This window comes from Paraburkholderia tuberum STM678 (genome assembly GCF_902833905.1).
Classification (GTDB): Bacteria; Pseudomonadota; Gammaproteobacteria; order Burkholderiales; family Burkholderiaceae; genus Paraburkholderia; species Paraburkholderia tuberum.
The window spans coordinates 1-17,534 of record NZ_CADFGP010000094.1 but is presented as its reverse complement, the minus strand read 5'-3'; the positions used below and the strand labels follow the sequence as shown (position 1 = coordinate 17,534).

Below are 17,534 nucleotides of genomic sequence, written 5' to 3'. Positions count from 1 at the left end.
GGCCGAAAACCAGAGGTCAAAGCTCCGCTCACGGTGATCAGACCTCGAATCATTTTGAAATCGAGATTTGCGGCGGCTTGTTCAGCGTTGCCCTAGGACGTCGTCAGTATGCTTCGCCATGCCAAGCGTTTGCTGCAAGAACTTCACGAATTCGCCGTGATGGAGCGACGCGTCATCGATTTCAAGAACTCGCTCAGCTTTTTTGATCAATCTCGCGACCAAATTGAGAGCGCTTGCGCAGACTGCATAGTCTTGCATGGCTTGTCCCCGGCCGCCGACCGCACTGGACCAACTATGCCCAGCGGGCATTTGCAGGCCGTCGGTGCTAAGGACGTTATCGTAAAGATAAATCAACAGGCTCTCGCCTGATGTTGCCGGCTTAAATCGGAATGGACTCATAGAGAGCGCTTATAACTACAGAATCACCGGGACCATGCTCGCGCCCCAAATCCTTCGACAGCAGAGGATCGGCACGGTCAGCTTACCGGGCGAACTGCGTCCGAAACTTCTACGTTCGAGACGCAGGACCGGGGCGTTGTGCGACAAAACAGGAAGTCAGGCGTTCACGGCGTATCGGACGAGGACCCCGACTCAGAACTCGAACCGCGTTGAGTTATCAATCGTTCCAGCTCATCGATTTCTGATTGGACAGACGATGCCGGCGAGTCGTCGCCGGGCGTTGGTAGCTCCTCATCCATAGCGGCTTCGTCTACGGTGCCCGACAAAGATTCCTGCTTTACCCACTGTTCGTAGCCGGACTGCTGCAATTCGAATAGCGACTTCAAAACGCGCGCTAACGACTTATCGGTATCCGCTTTTGCCTGCGCGAGAGCCTGCTGTTCGCTGAGCGTGGCATCGGCTGATCGCTTCATCTTTGCTAGCAGCTTGATTAAGAACTCGCGATATTGCCACCGTCCGCGTCCGCATAGTCCGGCAACGTCTGCGGCAAAGCCGGCAGCTTGCAATGCGGCGCTTGCCTCCTTCGAATTGAATAACTCTAGCCAGAAATAGCGGAAGTAGACCGCGTATGGGGTGTCCAACTTGGGAAGCATGTTCAGCGACTTGGTGTGTGCACGCGAGATGAACAGCTCCCTCTTGTCGAGCGCCGCATTGACGCCAGACATCAAAGCATCGACAAAATTGCGGATGGCTCCAAATTCAACATTGTTCGCGAACGCGACCGCCCGTGCGGCGAGAACGAAACCGATCTGGCAGGCGGCTGTTGAGTAGATGCTAAACGCCGCGTCGCTTTCCTCCACCTTCGAAGCGCTCTTCAGAAACGCTTTAGCTCGCAGCGCTGCGAATTCTGCTTTCTTCGCCTGCGTACCGTCCCAAGCATTGACCACGTCGGTGCGCGGCAACAGTGGCTTGATCTCTTCTTTTAGTCTTTGGTTATCTGCGCGCCAATGCGCTTCGCTCTCTTTTAGGGTCCAATACAGTCCGACTCCCTCGAACATCGCGTCCTTTGCCAGCGATGCCGCGGGCTCTCCGTTCGGGTTCCAACCGTCGCGCAATTGTCGCAAAGCTAATGCATGCGCCTTGAAGGGCACAAGCTCCGAGAAGAATTGCTTCATGAGGTAACCCCACCCATCGTTGAATTGCTTTGTCAGGTCGGGAACCTTGGTCGGAGGGAACGTCGTGGCGTCTATCTCGTCCCTTGTATACGTCCGATCGTCGACAAATGTCTCGGGGAAGGCCGCCGGCAAGTCCAGCGAATTTGCGAGAGCCAATCGCATCTGTGTCTCGTTATCACGACCCACAAACGCGGACCCCATATCCTTGAAGAATCTTTCTGGACCGCAGATTAGTCTCTTAACGCTTTCGAACATGTTCGCCACGTTAGTGAGCGTGCTCCACTTCGCGCTACTCGCTTGGTCGCGAGCTGGATTGTCGTATTCGACGGCGAAAACCGGATATCCCGCCCCATCCGAACGCATGTCGTTCAGTAACGAACGAGTGAAGATGCTGATCAGATCGGTGTCGGACAAAAGCAAAAGCCGTGATGGGCTTGGCGGACGCGCATTTTTATTGAGGTCGACAAATACCTTCCGCGCCGCTTGATGCTGATTACTGCGCTCTGGAAGTTCCGGGAACCAAATGACGGTGACCGGCAATTCGACGTTCGAGAACGCGATCTGACGCTCCTCTGCACTCATTCCATCCAAGCAGCGTTGAACGATCGGTTCGTAGAAGGACTTATACTTCTCAGCACTACCGTTCCATCGATGATTGATCGTGCGGTCGATTGCCAATAGCGCCATCGCTCGATGTTGCCCATCGATGATAACCAACTCGGTAGACTCCGGGTTCCAGTTCACTCGTCCAAGCTTGCTGGCATGGAACTCGTTAGCGGTCTGACCGGCTAGGAGGCGATCAAATCGGAACGCGGCTCCGTACTCTGTCGGCTGCCATGCACCAAAATCTTTGACAATCTCAGTGTCGATAGCCTTCGGGAAGTTTTGCAGAGGCGCCCTGTTCAGAAATGGCAACAGACAAGCCACCACCGGTGGGAAGAATGCCGGCCCCGTTCGGTCCGGGTTCAGAAGGTAGGGCACTAGTTCAACTGCTACGCGATGATCGTCAAGATCACGTTGAAGCAACTGATTGAAGTTCATTTCCGCCACTGGCAACGCTTCGCGAACGGGGCGGAGGAACTGCGTCAACCTCGATTCAGGCGTCGTGTCTGGCGGGTTCGACAACCTCGCCTTTGTCTCAAGGAAATCGACACGTCCAGCCCGCGTCTTGAATGCTCCCCAGGTCCCAAGGATGAGCTGGTTATATGTGTTTCTTGTCTGCGAGTCGAAAAAATTCACTGTCAAGCCCTCCCAAGAATCGGACGATGCCATGTGTTAAGAAGCCACTCTAGGGCTTCTGCAAGTTCAAGCGCTGAGTCTTCTGGAATACCAAGTGTTCCGGCGATGTCCAACACGTAGACTTCGAGATTGTCCGGACTAAAACCAGAGGCGATAGCGCGAGTCGCGAAAATGTCAGGGACACTGGTGTTGCGATCACTGCCGAACAAAGCTGCGCGAATACGATCGCGGTGATTAGGGTCGCGCTGGATTACTTGATGCCACTTATCGAGATCTGCGAAATGATCGTTTACTCGACGTCGCAAATCTACTGATTTCCCGATGTATAGCGGCGAAGCGAGCAGCGGCGTCGCTGCGCTCGTAAGCAGTTGAGTCATGCGCCCCCTCTGCCTTTCCGAGAGAAGCATCTTTTCCATAGAGGCTTTCGGAAACTTCATGGTATTTGCCTCAATCTCAGAGAGCTCCTTCTTATTGATTGCAACGACATGCCGGTCATAGACCGAGGGTGTTAGCCTTCCTTCCCATGTGTCGCGAAATGCATTGTGGGCCGCAACGCGGAGGGAGGGTGGCGTGAACCTTGATGTATGCTTCGCGAGCACACTTCGGAAAGCTTGTTCGCCAAAATCGGCTCCATTAGCGTCAACGGCACGAGCCCAATCAGCCGGTCCGATCTGCGGCTTCGCATACCACGCGTACACGCCCGGTTTGATCGGAACTTGGTCCAATTCGGTCGGACCGAATCTTTTGAATTTAGCGAGAATCTCGGGATCCATTCAGAGAAAGAGCGTTTCTTGCAACTGCCGCGAGTAACAGCGTCGGTACGCCATCGCAGATGTTGCGGAGTGAATATTCGCGACTTGTCGAAGCGTATCGAAGATGCGGTTTTGCCGAGCGGCGGAACGCTCGCGGACACGAAGAATTCTGAGCGATAAATTCATGCATGCGTGGATGGCTTTGCCACAGGACTGTTAAGTGCGACCCGCTGTCGGAGATTGCCGCTGAAATAACGCTCTCGACGCCATCTTCCCTCGCGTCCATCTTGATTGCGACGGATCCCTGCATGCCGTCGATACGATTGAAGCGCCCACTTTTTCATAATTAGACTCACACGAACCCGTGGCTCCCTACCCGACGGCCGCCCAACGCGTATTTGACTGCGGTTCGACTTGCGCCCCATTGTAGTAAAAATGAAAGATAGGAGGGGGATGGCGGACGTATTTGGTGGGGGATTTTACTCCTAGAGTGACAGAGTATCTTGTCGACTCTCGACGCCCGGCCTGCATTCAAAATTATTTCGATCACATATCACTGCATCGAGCGCGGCAGCAGCTTGCGCTCTCCGCCCGCGCAATCCCGTGCCGGCGAACCTCCTCGGGAGCCGTGATGCCCACTTACCCTTCCCCTTTTGAATATTTGATCGTCTTCGCTGTTGTCTTCAGCGCTGGCGTGTTCACGTCGGTCGGCCTACGCCACTACGCCGACAGGATCCGGCGGGAGGAGACTGCCCATGAATGATCCTCTCTTTTTCCACCCTCACGGGCCGTCTGAGCCGGACGACATGTGCCTCCACGAGCACAGCGATGACGAGTCCTTCAAGCAAAGCTTTGTCCCGCCGCGTGCACGACAGGACAACGGTGTCAGCATGCAGCCGGGGGCCGCCCCGGCGTGCCCCAAATGTGACTCCTCGCGTGTCGATGCGCGCCATCGCGCCCGCAGGACTGGCGGCGCAATAGGCGCGATTGCCGGCACGGCCAGCGGCGTCGCGTTCGCTCTGTCCGGCGCGGAAACCGGCGCAGCGGTCGGAGCGCTCGCTGGCCCTGCCGGTGCCGCGTGCGGCGCTATTGCAGGTGCAGTGATCGCCGGCCTCATCGGTGGCACGGCAGGTTGCGCTACTGGATCCATCTTTGGCGAGGTCGTCGACGACAAGGTGCTCGACAACTTCCGCTGCCACGACTGCGGACACACGTTCAGTCGCTTCAAAGCATCAACCTGAGCTGTGGTTTCCCCCTTTTCACATTTCCTGCGCATTAGCCTGGCCGAGCGCCGGGTTCTATGCCGCTTACATTCAAGGAGCTAGACATGCATCTCGTCAAATCGATGGCCTACGTCGGCGAAGAGCCATGGCATGGCCTCGGCAATCAACTCTCTCCGCGCCAGCCAATCGAGGTATGGGCGAAACAGGCTGGTATGGACTGGACAATCGAATCGGCCGAAGTTCGCTACGTATCTGGTGACTCCGGCAATCTCGGCTCGATCCACGCCTTTCCCGCGCAGCGCGTGCTGTATCGCTCAGATACCAAGGAACCGCTGTCCGTCGTCTCAACCCGCTATCAGGTGGTCCAACCCAAAGACATTCTTGAGTTTTACCGCGACCTCACCGAAGTCGGAGGCTTCGAGCTGGAGACCGCGGGCGTACTCAAGGACGGCAAAAAGCTCTGGGCGCTCGCGCGCACGGGCCAGTCCGTAACTATCAGAGGCAAAGATACCGTCAACGGCTACCTACTGCTCGCCACCGCATGCGACGGTACGCTGGCGACCACGGCACAGTTCACGTCTGTCCGCGTCGTCTGCAACAACACGCTCCAGATTGCACTGGGCGATTCGGCGGGTGCCGTCAAGGTGCCGCACCGCTCGCAGTTCGATGCGCAAGCCGTGAAGCGTCAACTCGGCATCGCAATTTCGAGCTGGGACGGGTTCATGGCGCGTATGAAGGCGCTGGCCGAACGCAAGGTCAGCGATTCCGTCGCCGAGAAATTCTTTCAGCGTGTGCTCACGTACCCCACAGGCGGGCCGAACATGCCGATACCGGTGACGAACGACCGCGCAATCAAGGCCGTGCAATCGCTGTACGCCGGCAAGGGGATGGGCGCAACGCTCGCTTCGGCATCAGGCACGGCGTGGGGTCTTGTGAACAGCGTCACCGAGTTCGTCGATCACCAGCGCCGCGCTCGCAGCGAGGATCACCGGCGCGATGCAGCGTGGTTCGGTGCAGGTGCCACGCTGAAACAGCGCGCGTTCGACGAGGCGATGAAGCTCATTGCCTGATCATGTTCTCAACGTCATAGCAGCCCGGCCGGGATGGTCCCCGCCGGGCTTTTTTCACATCTGGAGGAAGTGCAATGTCTCACGCTCAACCGGCTGGACGTGGCAGGAACCGTCCGGCGCTGCGACTCGTGGAAACGAAATCCCTCTCGCGCGACGAGTGGCTGGAGGTAAGAAAAAACGGTATCGGCGGCTCGGATGCAGCCGCTGCTGTGGGCCTGAATCCGTATATGAGTCCGCTTGAGCTGTGGCTCATCAAGACCGGGCGCGATGCGAACCTGCCTCGCCCGGATCCTCAGGATACGAGCGAACCCGTGTACTGGGGAACCTTGCTCGAACCCATTGTGGCCGCGTCCTACACGAAGCAGACCGGCAATAAGGTCCGGCGCGTCAATGCGGTGCTCCAGCATCCGACGACTCCCTTCATGCTTGCCAACGTGGATCGCGAGGTGGTCGGCTGTCGGGACGTGCAGTTGCTCGAATGCAAGACGGCCGGCGAATTCGGCGCACGGCTCTGGCGCGAAGGCGTGCCCGAGTACGTACAGCTTCAGGTCCAACACCAGCTCGCAGTCACGAGCAGACAGGCGGCCGATGTCGCCGTGCTGATCTGCGGCCAGAAGCTCGAAGTGCATCGCGTGGTGCGTGACGATGCACTGATTGCGCGGCTCATCGAGCTGGAGGCGGTTTTCTGGCGCTACGTTGAAACCGATACGCCGCCGCCGGCAGACGGATCGGTTTCGGCTGATCGTGCATTGCGCTGCATGTATCCGGGTGCAGGCGGCACGGTCGACTTCTCGGATGACCGTCGCCTGTCATCCGCGTTCGCCGACCTGGTTGCTGTGCGGGCCGACATCGATGTCCGTCAGGCAACCGAAGCTCAGCTCAAGCAAACCATCCAGCAGGCGATGGGCGAAGCCGACCGCGCCGAGTTCGAGACAGGCTCGGTTTCCTACAAACGCAGCAAGGACGGCACGGGCGTCGATCTCAAGCGCCTGCTCGCTGATCACCCGCATCTCGCCGTGCAATACGCCATCACGAAAGCTGGCTCCCGCCGGTTTCTCGTGGACACCTGATTTCCCGCTGTTCCTGCTGTTCCCCTCCTTCGCTTCATCCCATTGTTTACGTATACAGGAGAGACCATGCTCAAAGGCCTGGCTATCACCCCGCCCGTGATCGGGCGGATTTCCATCGGTCGCGTTGTCGAGAAGAACGGCAAGCGGCTGCCCGAGAAAGACGACCAGTTCACCATCACGACCCAAGTGCAGGGCCGGGACGGATGGCACTTACATCCTGTCGATGTCGAATTGCGCAAGACCAATACCGGCAAGCTGCGCGCGATTCCCGTGCGGTTCCTCTTCAATGACCCGGACCTCAACCTGCGGGCGGAATTCTCATGTTTCGATCGCGAGTCCGGACGGCCTGTCTGCGTCGGCAACGGCGAGACCTGTCGCCGTGCCGGTGAGGCCGGCATCCAGGACCTGCCCTGTCCGTCGCCGGACAGCTGCGCGTTCGGCCACGGTGGCGCCTGTAAGCCCTACGGCCGGCTGAACGTGCTGATCGGCGGCGAAGACGAGATGGGTTCGTTCATCTTTAGAACCACGTCGTATAACTCGATCAGGAGCCTAGCCGCACGCCTGCACTACTTCAGTGCAGTATCGGGCAACCTGCTCGCCTGTCTGCCGCTGGAACTGAAGCTGCGCGGAAAATCCACGACGCAAAGTTATCGAAGCGCGATCTACTACGTGGATCTCGGTGTGCGGTCGGGCAGCACGCTCGAAGCAGCGATCACGGAAGCGCGCGAGCTGGATGCGCGTCGCCGTGCGGCGGGTTTTGATCAGGCTGCACTCGACGCCGCTGCGCGTGCCGGCTTCAGTAACGGTGCGTTCGAGGACAGTATCGAGGAAAGCGCAGCCGTCGCTGAAGAGTTCTACCCGTCCGAATCCGATAGTGGCGACAGTCAGGGGGACCGTAACGCCGAATCCGGCAAGCCGCCTGCAGCCGGCCTGAGAGGCAAGCTCGAACAACGCGCCGCGTTACACGGAGGGAAGGCAGCATGATCCGCGTCTGTCCAGCCCTGCTTCTCGCAGGCACGGCAACGGGAACAGCGGTCTGTATGTCCGTGCTCGCTGGCTGGCAGCGCGGCGGGTTGCTCGCCGAGCGCGCCGTATGGGTGGCGACTGGTGTCGTCTTGGTCGTCAGCGCACACCTGCTACCCACGCTCATACGCGGATCGTCGGTCGCGATCCGGATCATGGGTAGCGTGCTATGGGGAGCGAGCATGGTCACCGCCTGCATGGGGCACGTGACCTTCTTCCTGTTCGCCCAGCAGCACGCGGGTGAACACCGGGCTGAGTCAGTTACTGCCACCAGCAGCCTTGGCGCCGGTCGCAGCCTGACGGTCGTGATGGCGGAACGGGCGACCGTGACTCGTCAGCTCGCCTTTGCGCAGATGCAACGTTGCGCAACGGACTGTTCGCCACTGGAAGCAAGGCGCGTGACTCTCGCCGCCAGACTCGATGCGCTTGACGCCGAAGCTGACGACATCCGTCGTCACGAGGCTGCGGATGATCGCATCACGGCCCGGCGTGACGCGTTACTCGCCGATCCGGTCACGTCACGAATGGCGGCGTTACTCGGCGTGACGACTGCCCGCGTCGATCTGGCTTCGGGGCTGATGTTCGCTGCGGTCCTCGAAGGCGTCGCATGCCTGTTGTGGACGGTTGCACTTCGCCCGCCATCGTTACCGGCTCAGGTGCCGCTCGTGACTCCGCCGGAAGTCATGCCGACCGTGAACGTGACTGCCGCGACTTCCAACGTCGCCACGAGCGTCGCGGCCGGTCACGTCGGAGAACCCGTGACTCGCGAAGTGGCCGCCGGCAGACACGCGCCCAATGACGATCCCATTACACCGTTACCGGACCGTACTCCGCCCCGTAATGAGGTAACGCAGCTCGCGCAGGCCATCGCGGCCGGTCATGTCCGCCCGACCGTCGTTGACATCCGCCGCCACCTGCGCTGCTCCCAGGCACGGGCAGCCGCGCTGCGCCGCCAGCTCGCCGAACTGTCCGCGACGGCATAACACGGGCGCGTCGAGCGCCCGATCTTCGTTCCATCACCTTGGCGATCACGTTATCCGGTTCATCCGGAGGCCCTTGTTCGCCCTTTATCTGGAGCAATTCATGTACGAAACGAGATTCGTTCATCTGCCACCGCGCCTCTGTCCCGTGACAAAGGGGCTCGGCGTCGTGGCCGGTATCACGGCTATCAGCTTTGCCGCAGCCTGGGCTTTCGAACAGCACCGCCAGCGCGAACTGGTGCGCGTCCTTGCCTCAATGCCCGGTGTCATCAGCCTCTTCCCCACGCTTCGGGCGCACATGGAGACGATGCCCAAGCATTTCGGTGTCGGCGTTCCGCTGAAGCCGAGCAACCGTAGGCCGTAATTCCCAGACCTGTCCGACCCGGCGCACGCCACCGGGCTTCCCTTCATTTCCCGCATGCATCCGGCCTGACTGGAGGGGCGTGCTCGTCCATTTTAGGAGAAGTCGATGTTCCAACCTACCCGCCTTAAACCCTTGTTCCATCCGGGCAAGCTGCTCGTCTCGCATGCAGCGCTCGCGACACTGCGTACGAATGGCGTGCCCGTCGTCAGCGTAGTGCTCCGCCACATTGCCGGTGATTGGGGCGTTGTATCCGAGGACGACAAGCGACAGAACGACGTGTCGATCGCGACCGGCCTGCGGCTGATCTCGATCTACCGCCTGCCGGACCAGACGCGAGTTCTGGTCATCACGGAGTGGAATCGCGCGCATACGACGATCGATCGGCTCGATGACGTCGTGCCTGGTAGCGACTCACGCCCGACTCAGCCGGCGAACCGTCACTATCCCGCGTGGCCCAAAGCCCACTACGTACAGGAGGGCCACACATGAGCTACACGAACGGCCCGCGTTTCCCGATCGGGCGACCTGTCATTACTCCCGCAGCTCAGGCCGCGCTCAATGCGGCGGGCATCGAAGGCGTGCTGCTGATTGCTCGGCATGTTCACGGTGACTGGGGTGATCTGAGCGCAGAGGACCTTGCCGCGAACGAGTTGGCGTTGTTGACCGGCAAGCGGTTGCTGTCGAGCTACGACCTGCCGAATGGGCAGAGCAAGATCTGGATCATCACCGAGGCGAATCGCGCAGTGACAACGATTCTGTTGCCAGAAGAGTATTGATTGAGAACTAGCTTACGGGCGAACCTAGCATGCCGTATTCGGCTAGGTTCGACCCATTGCTGTCAGCCCACCGTCGGCTTTTGAGCGTTGTGATTTCAATTTTTGGCGATGTTCCGTCTCTTGCAATGCGGGAAATTGCAGTTGCGCGCCGTGCCCAAGTCCGCCACTTCGCCCTGTTGTCGTCGACCGTCGCAAGCCCGGAGGCTACGTGGAGGCTCGCTCTGCCGGTGGCTCGACACCGTAGCCCGCGTGCCTCAACACCCGCTCGCACAGATTCAGAAAGACGCCAACCGGCATGTCGTTCTTCGCATCGTTCGTGCGCCAAGCGCATATCTTGAAAGAGACCGAGCTGAGCGAAGCGTCAACATGGTCGACGGTCGGCAACAACGCGAAGCCTGTTTTGTAATGGTGGCGGCCCACTTGGGACTCGGCGTTTGTGTATTTGCTGATGAGCGTCCAATCGAGCCTTTCACCCGTGTAGTCGTCGCGGCCACCGCTCGCCAAGACCGCTTCGTGGATCGCTTTACGATATGCGGCTCCCATTGCACCGTTCGAGAAACGCTTGCGATCTCGGCGCACGTGAGCATCGGCCCTACGCGCAAGCCAACGGAAATAAGCCTGCTCCGTAACGACGCCATCAAGAAATGGAGGCAACAAACGCAAGCGCTGCGCCATGATCTTCACCCCGTCAACAAAATCCCCGTCATTGGCGCGGCGATTTCTGTCGGGTGGCGACGTTGTTGTCGCCACCGCCGCCCTCGACTACGAGCCCTTCTGGTAATAGCCGCCGAGTGTCGGTATCGTCTTGACGCCGCCGCCGGCTATCGTCGCCGCGCCGCCTCGCTCGATCAGCCTCCGGCGCGCCCCGCCCAACGAAACGGCGATCCGAGGGTAGTCGTGCTCCAACTCTGGATAGTCGTCGTTCAGCCATTTCGGGAAAGCCAACGACGGAACCAGCCTGATTTTTTTGCCTCGCACCGTCATTTCTCCCTCGGCCAGCTCTCGCACCATTGGGAGGTTCGCGCCGCCTCCAGTCAAGACGACCGTCAGATACCGGCCGGGATCGGCGACAATCCAGTCCGTCCAACTGTCGTCGACCTTCTCCAAGATTTCTTGCATTGTCTTCTTGAGGGAGATGCCGAAGCTCTTCACTTGGTCCAGAGATCGATACTCTTCTAGCTCGATCATCACGTCGTCGATCTCCGGCAATGCGATCGTCACAAAGCCTTCGTTGAACAATGTCTCCTTGTGGTCGCGAATCGTCAGTTCTAGCTTGCGCCGGATTCGCACGCGGTCAGGATTCTCGGGCTCGATGCCTGCCTTCTTCATGATGAACCGGACGAGCAGCCTGTCCAGAAAGTTTCCGGCCTCCGTGATGCCGATCGCCGCGCCATCCGCCTCCAGCGAGCTGTTTTTTCCGCGCTCGGGGTCGACGACGATTCGATAGAGGCTGAGATCGCTGGTGCCGGCGCCAACGTCAACCACCATGACCATCGAGTCCATTCGGCTCGTCGGTTTGAGCAGCGAGCCGGCGACGCCAAGAGGCTCGGTGATGTCTTCTCCGACAAAAGGATAAGCCTTCACACCCTTGCGACGCAGCTCAGCCAGCGCATCGACAAACTCGGCGAGATGCAAACCTTGCGTCAGTCGGTCGCCAAACGTGTCCGCCAACACTTGTGCTTCGCCGAGCAACAAACGTAGGCGGTGCGCGGTTTCTCGCGATTTGTCGGCCGGCAAACACGGCATTGCGAACCGCCTCACGACGTTACGCGGAAAGCCCAACTTGTCGAGGCACTTGCTCATCGCCCACGTCAAGAAAGTCAGATAGGCCAGAACGACATCGTCATAGACGATCTGAACCTCTCCGGCTATCGGGTTGAAAACTTCGTCAACCTTTTCGTTCAAACCGTCTTCGGACAACCGCCGCTTGATGTTGTCAAGGCGTTGACGCGAGCCATCGGCGGCTTCGATCACCGAGCGATCCACCGCCGCCTTGCCAAACCAGATGAAGCCCCCGTTGTCGATATACACGGACGAAATCAGCATCGACTGGCTGATTTCCTCTTGGTCCCCAGGGACGCCAAGGTCCAACACGGTGACATCTTCGAACCCTGATCCTGCATCGTCCTCGACCAGGCTCGCCTTCGACATCGCGGTCCCGAAGTCCAAGCAAACTCGTGCGTTCCCCGGAGGGGGCGGCAGGGTCAAAACGCCCAGGTCAAGAACCGGCGCTTCGCGTGGGACCGCCATCGGAGGCTCTTCGACAGCCTCAGCGACCGCCACATCGGCGTCTTCCACGGCCGTATCGCCGACAGGGGCATCGGCGAGCCCTGCGCCGACGGCAGCGGCCTCGCCAGCTTTGACGGTCTGCGCATTACCATTACCGCTTACATCCGGCGAAACGGGCGCTGCCTGAGGGCTCAGCGCTACCGCAACTGCCGATGCCCCTGAGAGGGTGTCGAGCGCGAATCGAAGCGCCGCCATCTCCTCAGTCGTCACCACTCCCGCTAGTTGGTAATCCCCGTCTTCCGTTTGCTTGAACCGTTTCAGCAGATTCTGGAAAAGAATCTTGGCTACGATCGCTTCCATATCTTGTCCTTATTCTTCAGGCTCTACCCATGGCTTGACCAACGTTTTGACCTTCCCCGCAAACTCCTTTTGAACCCCGTCCCGCACGACTTTCACCTTTCGAACCCCCGGCTGGTGGCCCCCTAGCATTTCGTGTTCGAGCGGGTTGTATTCAACCCGCGCTCCGCGCAAGCTCGTCGTCGTTAACTTGCGCATTCGCGCCAACCGTCGCGCGATCTGAGCCATTTCCATATACCCGGACACCGCTCGCTTCAATGTCGAAGCGAGAACCGGATCGTCGATTTCAAAAAGAGGAATCGCGTCGCGACCCAGCTTCTCCATCGCGTCCTTGTTGCTCTCGACCTCGACCAGCAGAGCCCCGATCTGTTGGTCCTCCGTGTTACCGACTTTGTGCTCGATGGTTCTGCGGCTGCTTGTCGCTTCTCCGCCGGAGCTCCACCACTCGCGAACGTCCGGGTCGAGATCTCGGGCGTCCTTGAAATGCCGCTTGATCGCCACCCCTACTTGAGCTCGCGAACCAAAGGCGGCCGAGAGGGCGCCCATGATGCGAATGTCGGTTCGGTTCTGTCGCGCGATGACCAAGGCCGCTTCGAGCATATCCACTCGCAGCCGAACGATAGCTTCTGACTGAGCGATGTATTCGCTCCATGCGAAGACCCCGACCGCCTTCTTACCCTGCTCGACAGCCGCATACATTTCCGCATGCAGCGCATGGGAAAACCGCATCTCGATCATCCGGGCAAGGACAGCGAAAGCCCCTTCGAGCACGGAGAATGAGACTTGGGAGTCAGCCGTCTCGGAGTTACCTCGAAGAAAAACCTCCAAGCAATCTGAAAGCGCCAAGCCAGGGGATTCGCCGACAGCCCCCTGCCACTCCTTCAGCGCGTCCGAAAGCTGCGTGAAAATGCGGCGAACCCGCCGGTATCTTGTTTCGGTGTTTTCAATGGCGTTGAGCGACGAGGCGTGGTTCGCCAGCGCGGCAAGCGTGCTGCTGACCGAGTCGTAGCAGGTCAGAGCCGTGACAAACAGTTCCTTTCGTGCGTTCTCGGCAGTGTCGAGAGCCAGCGACTCTCGGATGCAGTACTCCGGCAGCCACCCGCCGCGTGCGTGTCGGAGGCTTTGCGCGGCGTAGGTCCGCTCGTCGCCCTTGAGCGCATCGAGAGAAGGAGGCTCAAACGCGAGCATTTCCGGCAGCCGCGCAAATACCTGAGCTTCGCGCCCCCTAGCGACCGCTGCAAGGCGCCCCAAAACCGCAGCAGCGGTCAGGCGGGTTTCTTGGTCGCCTCGTTCTGCCAATTCGTAGATGCGATTACACACGCGATCAAGATTGGCGCCTTTTATCAGCGCCTGTATCTTTTGCTGCGCCATTTCGGCGGTCAGGATCTCCTGCACCTGGCGCAGGTCAGTTGTGGTCAGCACGGTCCGGAGAATCGCGCTTGTGCTGATAGTTTGCTCGTGCCCGTCTACCATCGGCCGCCTCGCCCCCGTTGATTGATTGTTTGTTGGTTTGACTGTCTAGTTGATTCGTTGAGCCTTTCGGCGGCGCCATCGCCGCCGACTCGCGCACAAATTGATTTGGTGCCGGATCGCCTTGGCGAGCCCGCGAATTGTGGCCGATCGGTTATTTTATCGCCGCTCTGCGGTTTTCCAATTGCCGCTTGCCCTATCCGCGTAGTCACGTGGCTTCCGCGCTGGCCTCGACAATAGTTGACTTTCCGGGATCGCTCTTTCCGTCATCCGCCAAACCAGTGCGCGCCGGTTTCACCTTCACTTCGATAATGCCCTCGTACGCAGCCACCTTATTGAACGCGTTGACGTCAACCGTCCAACGAGCGTCTTGCACATTGAGATCAACATCCGAGCCCAACAACGCGTCCGTGTCGAGTGCAGAACTAACTACGAACTGGAGACCCCTCTCCTTACGATGATCGTTCAGTACCCATCGGATCCGCTGCCAGTCCTCAAAGAAATACTCCTGGAGCAATGGCACTAACTTTTTGCTAAAGATCCGTGCAAGCACAGGTAAACTAGGTTCCTTCTTCAGCGGCAAGAAGTGTACATGCCCGATCGCGTGGTCACGATCCAGCAAAACCTCGATGCGTGCGTTGATCACCGACAGCAACCGCGCGATATCTACGCCAGAGACGGTGATGCCTTGGAGCAACGACGGATCAGGCGGCATCTCCATAAAGGAAAAACGTCGGCGCAAAGCGATATCAAGTCCTGCCAGCGACCGGTCGGCTGTGTTCATGGTGCCGATGATATGCAGGTTGGCCGGCACTGAGAATGACTCTTTCGAGTACGGTAACGTCACGCTTAGCGCCTCTGGCATGCCCGCGCGGCGAGACGGCTCGATCAGAGTGATTAGTTCGCCGAAAATACGAGAGACGTTGCCACGATTGATCTCATCGATTACCACCACAAATTGTTTGCGACTCTCGGAGGTCGGGGGAGTAGCTGGTTTATCTGGCAACCCACACTCTCGTTGCAGGTATACGAGCACACCCTTTACGTACGACAGACGGTAGATTCCACTGTCATCGCCAGTTTGGTAGAGCTGCCGCACGTGCACCATGCTGGTCGGATGACCTGCCGCCGTGTGGCGACCACGGTCTGGGTAGGCGCGGAACAATCGGCCTCCGTCGTAGGTGACGGTAAAACTCTGCCCGGTGCTCGTCTGCATCTTAACTCGACCATCACTCTCCTCCAGCTTTTGTGTGAACTGCGCAAGCGCAATATCAAAAAGGTCTTCGCCTGCTACGACGCCTTGCGCCGCCCGCTCGCACAGCTGCTTGAATACTCCGGGTTCGATCACATACTCGATCTGCCCGTCTGTGGTCGTGGCGCGCAACCCTTCTACGAAGTCCTCGTAGCTAAAACTCTGGTGAAACGTGGTAAAGACGACCTGCCCGTTCCCCAAGTATTCGTTGAACGCGGCAGTATGCACTTCACGGCGGGGACGGCTTCGGACCAACGCGGGGTCGAGAATGCGCAGAGCCTCGTCGACGGTATGATGGGTTTTGCCTGTACCTGGAGGACCGAACAAAATCAGGTTCTCTGGGTCACACTCCCGACTGGCAGGTTCATTCGGAACTGCCGAAGTTTCCTGCCCATCCGTTGATTCGTCAGTCTCTACATCCGCATCCTCTTGCTGAAAGTCGCTTGGAACAAGGCCAGGACCTTTATAGTCTGGCAGCTGATCCTTAACGTATTCTTCCAAGCGCTACTCAGCAGCATCGAGCCACTCATCGAGTGCGTCCTCGGTTGGAGAACTGTGAGCGTTGGTTTCCATCCGATCGCTTTCTGCTGAATATTTTGGATTTGGCGACAGTGACGGTACCTTTTTTCAACGAATAGATAGATTGCCGGGACTCCTTTGCTCAGCCCTTTTCTCTTCGCACCAATCCGGATATCAATGTAGTTTTTATCCGGGGCGCCAGTAGTCCAGTGGTCGGCGCGCGGAAATCGCTGGCGAATTTTCTCCAATGCGAGCCATGCCCATTCGCGTGCGCTCTCGTCGATCATGCGTTCGCCGAATAGAATCCGAGCGTTAGCATTCAGATAGGTTTGTCTGTCGATTTGCATACTCTGGATGCGATAGCAGATTCGATCGTTAAGCAGAGGCTAACCAGCAAGTGTTGGCTATTCCGGCCATTTCCTAAAGGCACATTTACTTCGAGCGATACCACTTCGCAACTCGGTATCCGGCATAGCCCAGCCCGGCAGCGACAGCGACAGGAGCAGCGGCAGTGATCACAATACCTGCGGTCATACCACCGCCAACCACGCTACCAATTGCGGCGAGGCCAGAGGTAATTCCCGCAGCGCTCAAGCCCGCGGTCCCTGCCGCAGATACCGCCGCAACGGCACCACCCACACCAGCGGCAGCGCCACCGACGCCGCCAACCACCGCACCCGCAGTTTCAATAGCAGCACTTTCATCCTTTACCGACATTTCAAGTCTCCCAGAAATTCAACCGTACCGCTTGATCGCGTTGACATGGCCGGCATCGCCAAGCCACGGCTCATCATCAGCTAACCCTCTGCCAATTACACGTATACGGCGGAATTCGGAGAAACTTGAGACAGGCGCGGAAGGCTGCGGGTAAAGGAATGCTTATGCGAGGGTAGACGGCGGCCTCTTCTTTGCCTTACGCGGCCGCCCTGGGCCGCCTAATCGTTTCTTGCGGATCATGCCCATCGTCAACAGCTTCGACTTTACCTTGGGTTTCACCCGCACACACTGACCGTCTTTCGTGAAATACCACATCGCATACCGTGCGAGCGTCCTGACTTGCCGGCGGTTGCTGCCGTTGATGCGACCGACTGCCCATCGCCCCTGCTTTTTCAACTCCTCTTTTTTTGGATTGATGTGGCAGTTGTGAACGTACCCGCGATCCTGCGTGATCTTCTTCCAGTACCGCTCAATGCGCTTCGTCCAATACTTGACGCGCTGCACTTTCTGACCATCGAAGAAGAAGATGCAATGAAAGTGGTACGGGCCATCATCGGAGCGCTCGAGTTTCACGATATAGCCGATCATGTGCTCGAACAGATCTTTGTCGACACCATACGGGTTGCTGAAGAAGCGTGCACGATCTCGCAACGCAATTTCGACGTCGATCCGAGCTCTATTTTCCGCCTGCATGGCTCGCTCGCGCTCCGCATCCATCGGCGCTGACCACGCGCTCGCATCTCCGATATCCCAAGCCGTACGTACACGCGTTGCGTCTTCATTGGGCGCTACCGTCAGATCATAGCGTTATACACATCTCGCTGCGGCAGCCGCCCGCGCCAGCAAGCCGTTTACATTCAATGACTTGAAAGCCGTGCTTGTAAACTTTGGCCGGATCGCGTCTACTCTCGTAATTTGG

At 58.7% G+C, this 17,534-nt stretch carries 17 protein-coding genes; 9 read left to right on the top strand and 8 right to left on the bottom strand.

The window, feature by feature from the left end; translation table 11 throughout:
- The coding region (locus HWY30_RS41225) for a hypothetical protein (protein ID WP_208524367.1) at positions 1-206 on the top strand (206 nt) is incomplete at its 5' end.
- Positions 207-563: 357 nt separating this feature from the next.
- On the opposite strand, the gene HWY30_RS38205 is transcribed toward HWY30_RS41225, so the two are convergent.
- Positions 564-2,663 carry a ParB N-terminal domain-containing protein gene (locus HWY30_RS38205; protein WP_208524366.1) on the bottom strand — a complete coding sequence of 700 codons (2,100 nt, stop codon included), beginning with the start codon at positions 2,661-2,663 and terminating at the stop codon, positions 564-566.
- Between the two features lie 152 nt (positions 2,664-2,815).
- Entirely contained in the window at positions 2,816-3,586 is a 771-nt protein-coding gene (locus HWY30_RS38200; protein ID WP_090802696.1) for a GIY-YIG nuclease family protein, read from the bottom strand.
- 734 nt (positions 3,587-4,320) lie between these two features.
- Here HWY30_RS38200 and HWY30_RS38195 point away from each other — a divergent pair.
- The 8 genes from HWY30_RS38195 to HWY30_RS38160 all read left to right on the top strand — a co-directional run bounded on the left by HWY30_RS38195 (position 4,321) and on the right by HWY30_RS38160 (position 10,071).
- The gene (locus HWY30_RS38195) at positions 4,321-4,806 is read left to right on the top strand and encodes a hypothetical protein (protein ID WP_244145169.1); all 486 of its coding nucleotides are present in this window, start codon (positions 4,321-4,323) and stop codon (positions 4,804-4,806) included.
- Positions 4,807-4,892: 86 nt separating this feature from the next.
- Positions 4,893-5,858: a DUF932 domain-containing protein gene (locus HWY30_RS38190; RefSeq protein WP_090802694.1), complete on the top strand. Its 966-nt coding sequence runs from the start codon at positions 4,893-4,895 to the stop codon at positions 5,856-5,858.
- A 74-nt stretch (positions 5,859-5,932) separates the two neighbouring features.
- Positions 5,933-6,928 carry a YqaJ viral recombinase family nuclease gene (locus HWY30_RS38185; RefSeq protein ID WP_090802693.1) on the top strand — a complete coding sequence of 332 codons (996 nt, stop codon included), beginning with the start codon at positions 5,933-5,935 and terminating at the stop codon, positions 6,926-6,928.
- A 66-nt stretch (positions 6,929-6,994) separates the two neighbouring features.
- The gene (locus HWY30_RS38180) at positions 6,995-7,912 is read left to right on the top strand and encodes a recombination directionality factor (RefSeq protein ID WP_090802691.1); all 918 of its coding nucleotides are present in this window, start codon (positions 6,995-6,997) and stop codon (positions 7,910-7,912) included.
- A complete protein-coding gene (locus HWY30_RS38175; RefSeq protein WP_090802689.1) occupies positions 7,909-8,934 on the top strand; it encodes a hypothetical protein in 1,026 nt (341 codons plus the stop codon). Before HWY30_RS38180 ends, HWY30_RS38175 begins: the two co-directional genes overlap by 4 nt.
- A 73-nt stretch (positions 8,935-9,007) precedes the next feature.
- Positions 9,008-9,295: a hypothetical protein gene (locus HWY30_RS38170; RefSeq protein ID WP_090802688.1), complete on the top strand. Its 288-nt coding sequence runs from the start codon at positions 9,008-9,010 to the stop codon at positions 9,293-9,295.
- Positions 9,296-9,400: 105 nt separating this feature from the next.
- Positions 9,401-9,784, top strand: coding sequence for a hypothetical protein (locus HWY30_RS38165; RefSeq protein ID WP_090802686.1), 384 nt, complete (start codon positions 9,401-9,403; stop codon positions 9,782-9,784).
- Entirely contained in the window at positions 9,781-10,071 is a 291-nt protein-coding gene (locus tag HWY30_RS38160) for a hypothetical protein (protein WP_090802684.1), read from the top strand. The genes HWY30_RS38165 and HWY30_RS38160 overlap by 4 nt, the downstream gene beginning before the upstream one ends.
- A 204-nt stretch (positions 10,072-10,275) precedes the next feature.
- Here HWY30_RS38160 and HWY30_RS38155 read toward each other — a convergent pair whose 3' ends face one another.
- The 6 genes from HWY30_RS38155 to HWY30_RS38130 all read right to left on the bottom strand — a co-directional run bounded on the left by HWY30_RS38155 (position 10,276) and on the right by HWY30_RS38130 (position 17,332).
- The gene (locus HWY30_RS38155) at positions 10,276-10,821 is read right to left on the bottom strand and encodes a hypothetical protein (RefSeq protein ID WP_244145168.1); all 546 of its coding nucleotides are present in this window, start codon (positions 10,819-10,821) and stop codon (positions 10,276-10,278) included.
- 12 nt (positions 10,822-10,833) lie between these two features.
- On the bottom strand, positions 10,834-12,660 hold the full coding sequence (locus tag HWY30_RS38150) for an acetate and sugar kinases/Hsc70/actin family protein (RefSeq protein WP_208524365.1): 1,827 nt from the start codon (positions 12,658-12,660) through the stop codon (positions 10,834-10,836).
- A 9-nt stretch (positions 12,661-12,669) separates the two neighbouring features.
- Entirely contained in the window at positions 12,670-14,130 is a 1,461-nt protein-coding gene (locus tag HWY30_RS38145) for a hypothetical protein (protein WP_090802682.1), read from the bottom strand.
- A 205-nt stretch (positions 14,131-14,335) separates the two neighbouring features.
- Positions 14,336-15,880, bottom strand: coding sequence for an McrB family protein (locus HWY30_RS38140; protein WP_244145167.1), 1,545 nt, complete (start codon positions 15,878-15,880; stop codon positions 14,336-14,338).
- 450 nt (positions 15,881-16,330) lie between these two features.
- A complete protein-coding gene (locus HWY30_RS38135; protein ID WP_208524364.1) occupies positions 16,331-16,615 on the bottom strand; it encodes a hypothetical protein in 285 nt (94 codons plus the stop codon).
- Between the two features lie 162 nt (positions 16,616-16,777).
- Positions 16,778-17,332, bottom strand: coding sequence for a YagK/YfjJ domain-containing protein (locus HWY30_RS38130; protein ID WP_244145166.1), 555 nt, complete (start codon positions 17,330-17,332; stop codon positions 16,778-16,780).
- Positions 17,333-17,534: the final 202 nt, after the last annotated feature.

Coding starts and splice junctions, on each gene's coding strand:
- HWY30_RS38200 (WP_090802696.1), bottom strand. CDS start 3,586: ATGGATCCCGAGATTCTCGCTAAATTCAAAAGATTCGGTCCGACCGAA.
- HWY30_RS38160 (WP_090802684.1), top strand. CDS start 9,781: ATGAGCTACACGAACGGCCCGCGTTTCCCGATCGGGCGACCTGTCATT.
- HWY30_RS38175 (WP_090802689.1), top strand. CDS start 7,909: ATGATCCGCGTCTGTCCAGCCCTGCTTCTCGCAGGCACGGCAACGGGA.
- HWY30_RS38190 (WP_090802694.1), top strand. CDS start 4,893: ATGCATCTCGTCAAATCGATGGCCTACGTCGGCGAAGAGCCATGGCAT.
- HWY30_RS38130 (WP_244145166.1), bottom strand. CDS start 17,332: ATGGATGCGGAGCGCGAGCGAGCCATGCAGGCGGAAAATAGAGCTCGG.
- HWY30_RS38195 (WP_244145169.1), top strand. CDS start 4,321: ATGAATGATCCTCTCTTTTTCCACCCTCACGGGCCGTCTGAGCCGGAC.
- HWY30_RS38180 (WP_090802691.1), top strand. CDS start 6,995: ATGCTCAAAGGCCTGGCTATCACCCCGCCCGTGATCGGGCGGATTTCC.
- HWY30_RS38145 (WP_090802682.1), bottom strand. CDS start 14,130: ATGGTAGACGGGCACGAGCAAACTATCAGCACAAGCGCGATTCTCCGG.
- HWY30_RS38185 (WP_090802693.1), top strand. CDS start 5,933: ATGTCTCACGCTCAACCGGCTGGACGTGGCAGGAACCGTCCGGCGCTG.
- HWY30_RS38150 (WP_208524365.1), bottom strand. CDS start 12,660: ATGGAAGCGATCGTAGCCAAGATTCTTTTCCAGAATCTGCTGAAACGG.
- HWY30_RS38165 (WP_090802686.1), top strand. CDS start 9,401: ATGTTCCAACCTACCCGCCTTAAACCCTTGTTCCATCCGGGCAAGCTG.
- HWY30_RS38135 (WP_208524364.1), bottom strand. CDS start 16,615: ATGTCGGTAAAGGATGAAAGTGCTGCTATTGAAACTGCGGGTGCGGTG.